Origin of the sequence: Mesorhizobium sp. M1A.F.Ca.IN.020.04.1.1, from assembly GCF_003997315.1 — a bacterium.
Lineage (GTDB): Bacteria > Pseudomonadota > Alphaproteobacteria > Rhizobiales > Rhizobiaceae > Mesorhizobium.
In genome coordinates, this window is the sequence record NZ_RZSN01000169.1 from 1 (window position 1) to 12,534 (window position 12,534).

The 12,534-nt window shown below is 64.3% G+C and carries 13 protein-coding genes; 6 read left to right on the forward strand and 7 right to left on the reverse strand.

Annotated features, from left to right (window positions below; translation table 11 throughout):
* Positions 1 to 930 (forward strand): LysR family transcriptional regulator (locus EOA49_RS25655; RefSeq protein ID WP_348626895.1); only part of this gene is annotated, 930 nt, incomplete at its 5' end.
* Positions 931 to 982: 52 nt separating this feature from the next.
* Here the strand turns inward: EOA49_RS25655 and EOA49_RS25660 are convergent.
* Positions 983 to 1,564 carry a TetR/AcrR family transcriptional regulator gene (locus EOA49_RS25660; RefSeq protein WP_127241339.1) on the reverse strand — a complete coding sequence of 194 codons (582 nt, stop codon included), beginning with the start codon at positions 1,562 to 1,564 and terminating at the stop codon, positions 983 to 985.
* Positions 1,565 to 1,705: 141 nt separating this feature from the next.
* Between EOA49_RS25660 and EOA49_RS25665 the strand changes: the two genes are divergently transcribed.
* Positions 1,706 to 2,563 (forward strand): crotonase/enoyl-CoA hydratase family protein, encoded by an 858-nt coding sequence (locus EOA49_RS25665; RefSeq protein WP_127241340.1) that lies wholly within the window; start codon positions 1,706 to 1,708, stop codon positions 2,561 to 2,563.
* Here the strand turns inward: EOA49_RS25665 and EOA49_RS25670 are convergent.
* From EOA49_RS25670 to EOA49_RS25690, 5 genes are all read right to left on the reverse strand, one after another.
* Entirely contained in the window at positions 2,560 to 2,874 is a 315-nt protein-coding gene (locus tag EOA49_RS25670) for a cupredoxin family copper-binding protein (RefSeq protein WP_095824445.1), read from the reverse strand. The two genes, EOA49_RS25665 and EOA49_RS25670, sit on opposite strands and share 4 nt — an antisense overlap.
* The gene (locus tag EOA49_RS25675) at positions 2,871 to 3,395 is read right to left on the reverse strand and encodes a DUF4142 domain-containing protein (protein ID WP_095824662.1); all 525 of its coding nucleotides are present in this window, start codon (positions 3,393 to 3,395) and stop codon (positions 2,871 to 2,873) included. Before EOA49_RS25675 ends, EOA49_RS25670 begins: the two co-directional genes overlap by 4 nt.
* A 226-nt stretch (positions 3,396 to 3,621) precedes the next feature.
* A complete protein-coding gene (locus EOA49_RS25680; protein WP_127241343.1) occupies positions 3,622 to 4,317 on the reverse strand; it encodes an RNA polymerase sigma factor in 696 nt (231 codons plus the stop codon).
* A gap of 94 nt (positions 4,318 to 4,411) precedes the next feature.
* Positions 4,412 to 5,497: an HPP family protein gene (locus tag EOA49_RS25685; RefSeq protein WP_067324804.1), complete on the reverse strand. Its 1,086-nt coding sequence runs from the start codon at positions 5,495 to 5,497 to the stop codon at positions 4,412 to 4,414.
* Positions 5,498 to 5,733: 236 nt separating this feature from the next.
* Complete coding sequence (locus EOA49_RS25690; RefSeq protein ID WP_127243426.1) at positions 5,734 to 6,903, reverse strand: cystathionine beta-lyase; 1,170 nt, start codon at positions 6,901 to 6,903, stop codon at positions 5,734 to 5,736.
* Positions 6,904 to 7,482: 579 nt separating this feature from the next.
* Between EOA49_RS25690 and EOA49_RS25695 the strand changes: the two genes are divergently transcribed.
* From EOA49_RS25695 to EOA49_RS25710, 4 genes are all read left to right on the forward strand, one after another.
* On the forward strand, positions 7,483 to 8,511 hold the full coding sequence (locus tag EOA49_RS25695) for an amino acid ABC transporter substrate-binding protein (RefSeq protein WP_127241987.1): 1,029 nt from the start codon (positions 7,483 to 7,485) through the stop codon (positions 8,509 to 8,511).
* A 62-nt stretch (positions 8,512 to 8,573) separates the two neighbouring features.
* Positions 8,574 to 9,761, forward strand: a complete 1,188-nt coding sequence (locus tag EOA49_RS25700; protein WP_127241988.1) for an amino acid ABC transporter permease — start codon at positions 8,574 to 8,576, stop codon at positions 9,759 to 9,761.
* 4 nt (positions 9,762 to 9,765) lie between these two features.
* A complete protein-coding gene (locus tag EOA49_RS25705; RefSeq protein WP_127241989.1) occupies positions 9,766 to 10,923 on the forward strand; it encodes an amino acid ABC transporter permease in 1,158 nt (385 codons plus the stop codon).
* A gap of 15 nt (positions 10,924 to 10,938) precedes the next feature.
* On the forward strand, positions 10,939 to 11,742 hold the full coding sequence (locus EOA49_RS25710; protein ID WP_066997155.1) for an amino acid ABC transporter ATP-binding protein: 804 nt from the start codon (positions 10,939 to 10,941) through the stop codon (positions 11,740 to 11,742).
* A gap of 149 nt (positions 11,743 to 11,891) precedes the next feature.
* On the opposite strand, the gene EOA49_RS25715 is transcribed toward EOA49_RS25710, so the two are convergent.
* Positions 11,892 to 12,534 (reverse strand): FAD-dependent monooxygenase (locus tag EOA49_RS25715; RefSeq protein WP_206520221.1); only part of this gene is annotated, 643 nt, incomplete at its 5' end.

Below are 12,534 nucleotides of genomic sequence, written 5' to 3' on the forward strand. Positions count from 1 at the left end.
GTCATGGCAGGCGGCGCGGCATTGGGAAAGCTGCAGATGGCCGTCAATCCGCCGCGACCGCGCATGCCGCCGCTCAACGTCCTCAGGGCCTTCGAGGCGGCGGCACGCCATGAAAGCTTTGCCAAGGCGGCGGACGAACTCGGCGTGACCCCCGCCGCCGTCTCGCATCAGGTGAAGGCGCTGGAGGCTTGGCTAGGCTCTCCGCTATTCGTGCGTCACGCGCAAGGACTGCACCTCACCGATGCTGGGCGTTCGGCGCTGCCCTCGTTTTCCACCGCCTTCGACGCTTTGGGGCTCGCCGTTCAGGAATTGCGGATCTCGGCGCCCCGGCCGCAGGTCAGCGTCGCGGCATTGCCTTCGATCGCGCAGCTCTGGCTGGCGCCGCGGCTGCCGGCCTTGCGCGCGGCGCATCCGGCGCTGCGCCCCTCCATCCATGCGCTGGAAGAGCCGCCGGACTTCCGGCGCGAGCCTTTCGACCTCGCTATTTTCCTCACCAGATCGGGCGCCGACCGATCCTTCAAGCTCTGCGACGACGTCATCTTTCCTGTCTGCGCGCCGGCGTTGGCCAGACAATTGAAGACGCCGGCCGAACTTTCCTCGCAGTTCCTGCTCTGGGACACCACCTGGACGGAGGATTGGAGCCTTTGGTTCGAAGTCGCCGGCGTGAAAGGCCCGTCGATCGAAACAGGTTCCGAATTCTCGCTCTACAGCATGGCTGTGCAGGCCGCCGTCGACGGCGCTGGCGTTTTGATGGGGCATGAGGCGCTGGTGTCGCGCGCCCTTGCCGCCGGCTCGCTGGTGGCGCCGTTTCCCGAATTGCGCGTGCCGACCGGCCGCGCTCTCTCGATTCTCGCACCGGACCGTCCGCCCGCGCCCGCCGCCACCATGATCGACTGGCTGCTGGCAGAGGAGGGGGCAGCGCGCGGCTGAGGCTGCCGGAATTGCCCGCCGCGGTCCACGGGGTCAGGACGCCAGGCGAGGTCTACGCCGCTGCCATCCGCGCCCGCACCAGCGTCGCGGCGGCGTGGCCGGCGGCGGTGATGTAGTCGGGATTGTGATGGATCAGCATGCTGGAAAAGGCGCCGTCCATCAGAAGCACGATCTCGCGCGCCAGCATCTTCGGCTCGCGCACGCCATGGCTAGAAAGCTCGCCCGCCAGCCATTTCTCGAAATTGCTCTTATGGCGCGAGCCCGCCTTCACCGCCGGATGGCCGGGCATCGCGGCGAGTTCGGCGGCCGTGCGCAGGAAGCCGCAGCCCTTCCATTTGACGTGCCGCGTCACGCGCGCCAGATGGGTGAAGATCGCCGCGACCTTCTTGTCCGCGCCGCCTTGCGCCGCCTCGAACCAGCCGGCCATCTGCTTGAGGTTCGGCTGGTCGCGGCTGTCGAGATAGGCCGTGATCAGCTCGTCCTTGCTCTTGAAGTGGTAGTAGAGCGTGCGCTTGGTCAGCCCCGCCTTTTCCGCCACGGCATCGACGCTGACGCGGCCGATGCCTTCGGCATAGAAGAGTTTTGCCGCCGCGTCGACGAGGCGTTTCCTGGTTGGATTGGGCTTCTCGATCATCCATGAAGTATACCGACTAGTGAATATACAAACAAGCCGAAAGCTGATCCCTTGCAGCCGTTCCACAGAGCAATTCCAGGAAACTGCGCAGCGGCTTCCGTCCGGAATTGCGGAGAAAAACGAACGGCTAAGGAGAACACTATGACCGAGCCCGTGCTTTGCGAAATCCGCGACCGCGTCGCGGTGCTGACGCTCAACCGCCCCGAAAAGCTCAATGCCCTGAATTACGACCTAATCGACCGCCTGCTGGCGATCCTCGACAGGATAGAGACCGACGATGCCGTGCGTGCCGTGATCCTCACCGGGGCAGGGGAGCGCGCCTTCTCGGCCGGCGGCGACATCCACGAATTCGCGGCGAGCGTGGCCGAAGGCACGGATGTCGCGCTGCGCGATTTCGTCATGCGCGGCCAGCGGCTGACGGCGCGGCTGGAAGCGTTCCGCAAGCCGGTCATCGCCGCCGTCAACGGCCTTGCCTTCGGCGGTGGCTGCGAGATCACCGAGGCGGTGCCGCTGGCGGTCGCCAGCGACCGCGCCCTGTTCGCCAAGCCGGAAACAAAGCTCGCCATGCCGCCGACCTTCGGCGGCACGCAGCGCCTGCCAAGGCTTGCCGGGCGCAAACGCGCGCTCGAGTTGCTGCTTACCGGCGAGCCTTTCTCGCCCGCGCGGGCGCTGGAGCTCGGGCTGGTCAACAAAGTCGTGGCGCATGAGGAGCTGATGCCGGCCGCGCTCGATCTTGCGAACCGCATCATCCGCCATTCGCAGGCGGCCGTGGCTGGCATCCTCACCGCGGTGGCGCGCGGCATCAACCTTAGCATCGCCGAAGGCCTGATGGTCGAGGCCGAGCAGTTCGCCCGCATGGCCCCGACCGCCGACCTCGGCGAAGGGCTCAGCGCCTGGATCGAGCGGCGCCAGCCCATCTATGACGGCTCATGGACGCACGTCACCCGGCTGAGCGAGGCACGGCGCGCCTCGTTTCGGCGCGACCCAGCGGCGGATTAGGGCGCCACGTTGAGGTGCCCCTTCATGTTGGGGTGGAAGCGGCAGAAATAGTCGACCGCTCCCACTCGCTTGAGGGTGATCCTGCCTTTCGATTTCGGCGGGATCATCACCTCCCAGCCGCCCTTCACTGTCGCGGTGTGGGCGATGACGTCCTTGTTCACCCACTCGATCGTGTCGCCGACCTTGGCCTCGACGCTCGCCGGCGAGTAGACCAGCCTGTCGATCGTCACCTCGATGGTGGCGGCGAGCGCCGGCGAAGGGACAAGCGCCAGCGCCAGCGAGCCGAGCAGCGATAACGCGCCCGCCCTCATTTCAACGTGCCGGCGACATGCTCGGCATGCTGCTCATGTCCCTGGAAGATTTTCAGCCCCGTCTCGAGCAGGCTCTTCAACTCGGCATTGCTGGCCGAAGGAATGAGCAGGGTTTCGAGCGCGCCGTTGACCTGCTTGTGATACGCGACCTCGTTCTCGATATAGGCCTTGTCGAAGGCAGTGCCCTCGAGCTTTGCCAGCTTGGCGCGCTCTTCCCTCGCCGCCTTGGTCAGCGCCTGGCTGGTGGCGTTGTCTTCCGGCTTCACCTTCAGCTTCTTCACCAGGTCGAGAGCCTGCTTGTTCACCGCCTCGTGGTCGCGCTCCATATCCTTGGCAAAGTCGACGACCTCCTTGGTTTTCGACTTCTGGATCGCCAGCTTCGCCGCCTCGATGTCGAGCACGCCGGCCGTATAGGCGATATGGGCGATCTGCGGGTCGGTCGGCTTCTCGGCGGCTCCAGCCAGCGGCGCTGCGCTGACGAGGAGGAAGGCTGCGAGGGCTGCGGTCGGTCGGATAAACATGGCATCTCCTTCGCCGGGCACATTGGCACCGGGCTTCATTCTCAGTTGACGGCCATTGGATGCGGGAGAGGGCGAAACGTTCCCGGGAAAAGTCGCGGGACACATACTCATCACTTCGTCATCTTAGGGTCTGCGCGCGTCGCTTTGCTCCTGCTACGCCCAGGATGACGAGGCGATGGCGGCGATGCCTATCCTCAACGCGGGCTTCGCAAAATCTGAACGCGCCTCAGGCCTCGAACCCCAGCCTCTTCATCACCGCCTGCGTGAGCCGTTCGCAGCGCCGGCCGGCGAAAGGAAAAGCGTCGAGCAGCACCGGGCCGATCTCGTCGTCCAGCGCCTTGCGCACCAAGGCACGCGCCCGGTGCAGCCTTGTCTTCACCGTTTCCGGCCTGATGCCGAGCAGGTCGGCAGTTTCCTCGATGCTCAATCCCTCGATGACGCGGGCGACGAAGACCGTGCGATAGACATCGGGAAGGCTGTCGGTCGCCCGCTCGACAAGCCCGAGGATCTGCCGCTGCGCCATTGTCCGCTCCGGATCGTCGCCAGGGTTCAGGTCATTTGAATTCAACGGAAACCGGATGATCTGCGCGTCAGGGTTTTCAGGCATTGCCACGATGCGCTTTTTTTTGCGCAGCCGGCCGAGCGCCTCGTTGATGACGATGCGCGACAGCCAGGTCGAGAGCGAGGCATCGCCGCGGAAGCTGTCGAGGCTGGCGAAGGCGCGCATATAGGCTTCCTGCACGATGTCCTCGGCCTCGGCGTCGTTGCGTACCACGCCGCGCGCGATGCGGTAGAGCCGCTGGTTGTACGTCTTGATGATCAAGCGAAAGGCGCCCGGGTCCCGTGCCAGGGCCCGGCGCACCAACGCCATCTCGCCGGCCTCCGCCGCCGAAACCGCGGCGGCCTGACTTGCTGACTTCATCATCGCGCCCCGATCTCCCGACAGGCGTTGCATCCGGGCAATTGGACGCGCCTGCCGGCAAAAGGTTCCCGGATTTTCCCGATCCAGTCGCGCGCTATGCTACAGCTTTCAGCGGCGGCCTGTCTGCGGCCTGCGCGCGGGCGGCGGCGGCAAGCAGATCGGTCTGGGTGATGAGTCCGAGAATATGCCGTCCGGCGTCGACGATCACCACCGCATGGCTGCGCCCGTCGGTCAGCAGCGGCAGCAGGCTCATCGCCGGCGTCTCGGGCGAGGCCGTGCCGGCCTTCGACATCACGCCCTTCACGGTGTCGGTCGCTTGCGTCAGTTCGCGCAGGCCGACGGCGCCGACCAGCCTCGCCTCGGCGTCGACCACCGGCAGGGTGCGGATATTGTGGTCGAGAAGCTGCTTGCGCGCCTCGTCGGCGGTGGCGTTCTCCGACATCGAGATCACGTCGCGGGACATGATGTCCCGGCAGAGCAGCGTCCGATGCGCGCGCACCATCGCCTGCAGCTCGACCTGGCGCAGCAGCCTTTCGATGTCGTCACGGTCGATGTCGAAGGTCTCGTCGAGTGCCGCCAGGGCGGCATCGACATCCTCGGGCCGGAAGCCGACGCGCTCCGCCGGCGGTCGGTCGGCTGTGCCGTGGCTGTTGGCGGCAGGCTGAGGCACATGCGGATAGTTGCGCCGCGACAGCTTGTGGAACAGGAAACCGAGCGTCACCAATATGATCGAGTTCAGCGCCACCGGCACGAAGGGAAACAGGAAGCCGGCGCTGATCACGGCCGGCCCGCCAAGCACGCCGGTGAGGGCTGCCGCACCGCCCGGCGGATGCAGTGAGCGCGTAAACGACATGGCGGCGATCGCCAGCGCCACCGCCAGCCCGGAGGCGATCACCGGGTTGTGCACGAAATGCGCCACCGTCACGCCGACCAGCGCGGAGATCGTGTTGCCGCCGATGATCGACCAGGGCTGCGCCAACGGGCTCGACGGAACGGCAAAGAGCAGCACGGCGGACGCGCCCATCGGCGCCACCAGCATCGCCACATGCGGTCCGTTGCCCATGGCGAGCCCGCTGATCACGCCGGTCAGCGCGATGCCGATGGTCGCGCCGATGCAGGCAAGCAGCCGCTCGCGCAGCGTCGCGCCGGCAAGGATCGGAACGAAGAGGCGGAACGCCATGGCAGCCCCAGGTCGAATGGCTTGAACTGTCGAATGGTGGAATTTGCGCTGCCCGAAATGCCGCCGAAGCCACGGATTTGGAAGCCAAACCAATCCGTATATTCGCGGCTGGAGAGAATATTATTGCAGCGCGGATCGCCTGCGAGATGCCGCCAGCGGCCTCGGCTTTCTCAATCGCGCCAAGGCTTTACGGCCGTCCGCGGATTCAGTTTGGCAACGGCATTTAGCACCGTCGCTCAGGCCTCGGCCGCGGCGGCGAGGCCGCGCTGGATGTCGGCCTTGAGGTCCTCGACGTCTTCCAGCCCGATCTGCAGGCGGATCAGCGGCCCGGCATAGGAGCCCTTGGCGATGGTGCGGTCGCCGAGGAAAACCGGCACCGCAAGGCTCTCATAGCCGCCCCAGGAGTAGCCGAGGCCGAAGATGGTCAGCGCGTCGAGGAAGGCGTGCTGCGCCTTCTGTCCGCCGCCATTCAGAACGATCGAAAAGACGCCGCTCGAGCCGCAGAAATCGCGCTTCCAGAGCGCATGGTCGGGATGGCTCGGCAGCGCCGGATGCAGCACCTGCGCCACGCTCGGCTGCTCCTCCAGCCAGCGCGCGATTTCGAGCGCGCTCTTCTGGTGCTGCTCCAGCCTCACCCCCATGGTGCGCAGGCCGCGCAGCGTCTGGTAGATGTCGTCCGGGCCCGAACAGCAGCCCAGCGTGCAGAACCCTTCATAGAGCTGCTTCCAGCAAGCCTCATTGGCCGAGACCAGGCCGAGCAGGACGTCCGAATGGCCGGCCGGGTATTTGGTTGCCGCATGGATCGAGATGTCGACGCCGTGGTCGAGCGGCTTGAAGTAGAGCGGCGTCGCCCAGGTGTTGTCCATCATGACGAGCGCGTTTGCCGCATGCGCCGCCTTGGCGATCGCCGGAATGTCCTGCACCTCATAGGTGTTCGATCCCGGCGACTCGGTGAACACCACCTTGGTGTTGGGCTTGATCAGCGATGCAATTCCGGCGCCGATGCGCGGATCGTAATATTGGACTTCGATGCCGAGCCGCTTCAGCATCGTATCGGCGAAATTCCGCGTCGGGTGATAGACCGAATCGACGATCAAAACATGATCGCCGGCCGAGACGAAGGTGAGCAGGGGAATCGTCACCGCAGCCAGTCCCGACGGCACGGCGATCGTGCCGGCCGACCCTTCCAGCGCATCGACGGCGAGCGTGAGCGCATCCATCGTCGGCGTGCCGCGCGTCCCGTAGGTGTATTTCTGGCTGCGCGAGGCCATCGAGGCGGCGTCGGGGTAAAGCACCGTCGAGGCATGCACGACCGGCGGATTGACGAAGCCGAAATAGTCGCGCGGGTTGTTGCCGGAATGGGCAAGCCGCGTGTTGATGCCTATGTTGCTGCCGTCTGTCGCCATAGTTCGTCGCTCGTCGCCCATAGTTCGTCGCTCGTCGCAGTGTGTCAGGGGCTCAGCCATAGAGCGATGGAACTGGTCGCGCAACCGCTGCGAACCCGCCAAGCGATGGTGTTTGGCTGGGCCAAATGAGAGGTCGCCGGCTCATCTTTCGTGCTCTTTGCAGGCTTCCGGCGACGATGCGCCGGAGGCAGCCTGGCGCGCCTTTCTTCGCTACGAATCACGCCAGTCCTTCCATTGCCGCCAACAAGTAGTAAGAGGCGGGAGTTCAGGTAATGGCCAAAATTTCGATGGCGCCGGACTTGCCGGTCCCGGCTGCAGCTCTTGGCCAATTTGCGGGCGCTTTTGGCTGCAATTCGGTGATTTGCGGCAATCGGTTTTCAAACGTGTCGCAATTCGGTCATTTCCCTTGACCTCACAGGAATAATCGCCTTCGATGCGTTTCGTGAATGGGAGGCAGTGCATCGGCGAAACGATGCGGGTCCGGGAGCGGGCCCAAGTGGGAGCTGCATTCACAAACGAAAAAAGATCAAGCGTCGCCTGCAATTAGGGGCGCCTGTAACAGAAAAGGGTCTGTGGGTCATGAAACACATTGCATTGGGCATGCTTGGCGCCGCCGCGCTCGGGCTCATGGCGTCCGCCGCTTCGGCCGGCACGCTCGACACCGTCAAGCAGAAGGGCTTCGTCCAGTGCGGCGTCTCGACCGGCCTCGCCGGCTTCTCGGCGCCGGACGACAAGGGCGACTGGAAGGGCATCGATGCGGATTTCTGCCGCGCCGTTGCGGCCGCCGTCTTCGGTGACGGCTCCAAGGTCAAGTTCACGCCGCTCAGCGCCAAGGAGCGTTTCACCGCCCTGCAGTCGGGCGAGATCGATATCCTCTCGCGCAACACCACCTGGACGAGCAACCGCGACAGCGCGCTCGGCCTCGATTTTGTCGGCGTCACCTATTATGACGGCCAGGGCTTCATGATCAACGCCAAGAAGCTGCCGGGTGTGAACTCCGCACTGCAGCTTTCGGGCGCCGCGGTCTGCGTGCAGAGCGGCACCACCACGGAGCTCAACCTCGCCGACTACTTCAAGAAGAACAAGATGGAGTACAACCCCGTCGTGTTCGAGAAGCTGGAAGAGGTCAACGCCGCCTATGATTCCGGCCGCTGCGACGCCTACACCACCGACCAGTCCGGCCTTTACGGCATCCGCCTGACGCTCTCCTCGCCCGCCGACCACGTCGTGCTGCCCGAGATCATCTCCAAGGAACCGCTCGGTCCGGCCGTGCGCCAGGGCGACGATCAATGGGCCCATATCGCGCGGTGGACGTATTTTGCGCTGCTCAATGCCGAGGAAGCCGGCATCACGCAGGCCAATGTCGAGGAGATGAAGTCGTCGACCGATCCGAACATCCAGCGCCTCCTTGGCACTGAGCCCGATGGCAAGTACGGCGCCGATCTCGGCCTCTCCAACGACTGGGTTGTCAACATCATCAAGGCGGTCGGCAACTACGGCGAAATGTTCGAGCGCAATGTCGGCTCGGGCAGCCCGCTCAAGATCGCGCGCGGCATCAACGCTCTGTGGACGAAGGGCGGCCTGCAATATGGTCCGCCGGTTCGCTGATTGAAATGTGATCCGGGAGGCAGGTCGTCTGCCTCCCGGTTTCTCTTTTCAGGGGATCGTCTATGGCTTCGCAGGAAATTCTTCGGCAGGAGCCGGGTCGCGGCTCCTTCATCAATGACCCGAAAATACGCGCCCTGTTCTTTCAGACGCTGGTCGTAATTCTTCTGTTCGTTTCGATCTGGTGGATCGTCAACAACGTCATCGAGAACCTCCAGCGCCTTCACATCGCTTCAGGCTTCCAGTTCCTCAGGAACAGGGCCGGTTTCGATATCTCCGACACGCCGATTGCCTACACGTCGGACGCAACCTATGGTCGTGCGCTCATCGTCGGCCTGCTCAACACAATCATCGTTGCCGCCGCCGGCATTGTCCTCGCCACCATAGTCGGCTTCATCATTGGCATCGGCCGGCTATCGCAAAATTGGCTGATCCGTAAGATCTGCACGGTCTATGTCGAGATCTTCCGCAATATCCCGCCGCTGCTGGTCATCTTCTTCTGGTATTCGGGCGTGCTCGCGGTGCTGCCGCCGCCGCGCGAGAGCTATCACCTGCCGTTCGGCTCCTTCCTCAACCAGCGCGGCTTCTATTTTCCGCGCGGCATCTGGGGCGACGGCTCCTGGCTGATCCTGGTTGCATTTGTCGTAGCGCTGGCCATGGCATGGTTTGTCGCGCACCGGGCGCGCCAGCGGCAGATGGCCACCGGCCAGCAATTCCCGGTGTTCTGGACCTCGGTCGGCCTGATCGTCGGACTGCCCGTGCTCGCCTTCCTGCTCGCCGGCATGCCGCTTACCTTCGACTTCCCGAAGCAGTCGACCTTCAATTTGACGGGCGGATTTCAGATCAAGCCTGAGTTCCTGTCGCTCCTGCTGGCGCTTTCCTTCTACACGGCCGCCTTCATCGCCGAGATCGTGCGCGCCGGCATCAAGGGCGTGAGCAAAGGCCAGAGCGAAGCGGCGGCTGCACTCGGCCTGCGTTCCGGGCCGATCCTGCGCCTGGTGGTGATTCCGCAGGCGATGCGCATCGTCATCCCGCCGCTCACCAGCCAGTATCTGAACCTGACCAAGAACTCGTCGCTGGCGATCGCCATCGGCTACCCCGATCTCACGGCCACCGCCGGCACGGTGCTCAACCAGACCGGCCAGGCGGTCGAAGGCGTGTTCCTTATGATGATCGCTTATCTAGTGCTGAGCCTCGTCACCTCTGCAGTGATGAACGTGGTGAACGCCAGAATGGCGCTGGTGGAAAGGTAGGGCCATGCAGGAACATGGTATGTCCTGGGTGCGCACGGAGATGGCGCTGGCGCAGTCGGCGCCTCCTGGCGAGCGCGGCGCCTATGCCTGGGTGCGCAAGAACCTGACCGCCTCGGTTGGCGACACTATCCTGACCATCCTCGGCATCGCCATAGTCGCCTGGATCCTGCCGCAGGTCATCAACTGGGCCTTCATAAACGCAGTGTGGACCGGGCCGGACCGCACGGTCTGCGCCACCGTCTCGCAAGGCGGTATCCAGCCCGACGGCTGGACCGGCGCCTGCTGGGCTTTCGTCAACGCCAAGTTCGGCCAGTTCATGTTCGGCACCTATCACATCGAGGAACGCTGGCGGCCTATCCTGGTCGCCATCCTGTTCGTGGTGTTGCTGGTGCCGATGCTGATCCCGCGCGTGCCGCGCAAGGGGCTGAACGCCATCCTGCTCTTCCTCGTGCTGCCGGTCGTCGCCCACTTCCTTTTGGTCGGCGGCGTGTTCGGCCTGCCGCATGTCGAGACCTCGCGCTGGGGTGGGCTGCTGGTGACGCTCAGTCTCTCCTTCGTTGGTATGGCCGTGTCGCTGCCCCTGGGCATCGCTCTGGCGCTCGGCCGTCGCTCCCAGATGCCGATCGTCAAATGGCTTTGCGTCGTCTTCATCGAGACGGTGCGCGGCATTCCGCTGATCACCGTGCTGTTCTTCGCCAGCGTCATGCTGCCGCTTTTCCTTCCCGAGGGCGTCACCTTCGACAAGTACCTCAGGGCGCTGATCGGCGTGTCGCTGTTTGCCGCCGCCTATATGGCGGAAGTGGTGCGCGGCGGCCTGCAGGCGATCCCGAAGGGCCAATATGAGGGCGCCGATTCGCTCGGCCTCGGCTATTGGCAGAAGATGGGCTTGATCGTGCTGCCGCAGGCCTTGAAGCTGGTCATTCCCGGCATCGTCAACACCTTCATCGGCATGTTCAAGGATACCAGCCTGGTGCTCATCATCTCGATGTTCGACCTGCTCGGCGTGGTGAAGCAGAATTTCTCCGATCCCAACTGGGCGACGCCGCAGACCCCGAAGTCCGGCTTGATCTTCGCCGCCTTCGTGTTCTGGCTGTTCTGCTTCGGCATGTCGCGCTATTCAATGTATACCGAGCGCCGGTTGGACACCGGCTACAAACGATAAAAAGGGGAATTGGCTATGGCCACCGAAAACGCCGTCAGCGCGGAAGACCTCAAGGTCGATGCCAAGAAGATGCACATCTCGACGACAGATGTCGCCATCGACATCGTCGGCATGCACAAATGGTATGGCGAGTTCCATGTGCTGAAAGACATCAACCTAAAGGTGATGCGCGGCGAGCGCATTGTCATCTGCGGCCCGTCCGGCTCCGGCAAGTCCACCATGATCCGCTGCATCAACCGCCTGGAAGAGCACCAGAAGGGCAAGATCATCGTCGACGGCAAGGAACTCACCAACGATCTGAAGAAGATCGACGAGGTGCGCCGCGAGGTCGGCATGGTGTTCCAGCACTTCAACCTGTTCCCGCATCTCACCATTCTGGAGAATTGCACGCTGGCGCCGATCTGGGTGCGCAAGACGCCGAAGAAGCAGGCCGAGGAAATCGCCATGCATTTCCTGAAGCGCGTCAAGATCCCGGAGCAGGCCAACAAATATCCTGGACAGCTCTCCGGGGGCCAGCAGCAGCGCGTGGCGATCGCCCGCTCGCTCTGCATGAACCCGCGCATCATGCTGTTCGACGAGCCGACCTCGGCGCTCGACCCTGAAATGATCAAGGAAGTGCTGGAGACGATGGTTGGCCTTGCCGAGGAAGGCATGACGATGCTTTGCGTCACCCACGAGATGGGCTTTGCCCGCAAGGTCGCCAACCGGGTGATCTTCATGGATCAGGGCCAGATCGTCGAGCAGAACACGCCGGCCGAGTTCTTCGATAATCCGCGCCATGAGCGCACGAAACTGTTCCTGTCGCAGATCCTGCACTGAGCTTCTGACGCCAATTCGAGAAGCCCGGCCGCCAACGGCCGGGGCTTTTGAGCGACCGGTTGGTGAAGCGCGCTGCCGGTCTCGCCTTCCATAGTTGTCGAGGCGCGGTAGCATTGGCGGTCGTGCAGGACACCGCTGCAGCGAACGCCTCACCGCCTGTTCCGCTCCTCCCAGCCATAGAGCCAGTCCAAATCTCCCGCGAGTTTCTCCGCCGGCCGCGTCGCCAACACCAGGTTGCGCGCGATCGCAACCGGGCCCCATGCGTGCCAGGCCAGGCGGTTGAGCGCGCCGCGTCTGATCACCTTCTCGATGCGCGGGCGCCTGCGATTTTCCCATGTGGAGAGGTTCTGCCGCCGATCGCCGGGGAAGTCGGCGACCAGATCGGCGAGCGTCGCGGCATCCTCGATCGCCATCGCCGCGCCCTGCGCCGCGAACGGGGTCATGGCGTGCGCCGCGTCTCCGATCAGGGCTACCTGCGGCATCGTCCAGCGAGCCTGCTCGACGGTGTGGATCGGAAACGCCGTCCAAGGCCCGGCGAGCGCGGCGAGTCTCGCCAGCGCGGGCGACGTGCCGCGCATGGCGCTGGCGAGAATGGCGGGATCGGCATGGCCGGACCAGCCTTCGGCGATGCGCTCGCCCTTGGTGAAGGCGGCCAGATTGAAGGCGCTGCCTTTGCTCACCGGATAGGCGACCATATGGAAGCCGGGATGCAGGAAGGCGGTGATGCAGTCGCCGGCGGCGATTGCTGCAAAAGCCTGGCCGGCGGCGCTTGTCGCTGCAACCGTTGCGCGC

Excerpts from the sequence above, each read along its gene's own strand:
- EOA49_RS25700 (WP_127241988.1), top strand. The coding sequence starts at position 8,574 with ATGGCTTCGCAGGAAATTCTTCGGCAGGAGCCGGGTCGCGGCTCCTTC.
- EOA49_RS25685 (WP_067324804.1), bottom strand. The coding sequence starts at position 5,497 with ATGGCGTTCCGCCTCTTCGTTCCGATCCTTGCCGGCGCGACGCTGCGC.
- EOA49_RS25680 (WP_127241343.1), bottom strand. The coding sequence starts at position 4,317 with ATGAAGTCAGCAAGTCAGGCCGCCGCGGTTTCGGCGGCGGAGGCCGGC.
- EOA49_RS25690 (WP_127243426.1), bottom strand. The coding sequence starts at position 6,903 with ATGGCGACAGACGGCAGCAACATAGGCATCAACACGCGGCTTGCCCAT.
- EOA49_RS25710 (WP_066997155.1), top strand. The coding sequence starts at position 10,939 with ATGGCCACCGAAAACGCCGTCAGCGCGGAAGACCTCAAGGTCGATGCC.
- EOA49_RS25695 (WP_127241987.1), top strand. The coding sequence starts at position 7,483 with ATGAAACACATTGCATTGGGCATGCTTGGCGCCGCCGCGCTCGGGCTC.
- EOA49_RS25670 (WP_095824445.1), bottom strand. The coding sequence starts at position 2,874 with ATGAGGGCGGGCGCGTTATCGCTGCTCGGCTCGCTGGCGCTGGCGCTT.
- EOA49_RS25660 (WP_127241339.1), bottom strand. The coding sequence starts at position 1,564 with ATGATCGAGAAGCCCAATCCAACCAGGAAACGCCTCGTCGACGCGGCG.
- EOA49_RS25675 (WP_095824662.1), bottom strand. The coding sequence starts at position 3,395 with ATGTTTATCCGACCGACCGCAGCCCTCGCAGCCTTCCTCCTCGTCAGC.
- EOA49_RS25705 (WP_127241989.1), top strand. The coding sequence starts at position 9,766 with ATGCAGGAACATGGTATGTCCTGGGTGCGCACGGAGATGGCGCTGGCG.
- EOA49_RS25665 (WP_127241340.1), top strand. The coding sequence starts at position 1,706 with ATGACCGAGCCCGTGCTTTGCGAAATCCGCGACCGCGTCGCGGTGCTG.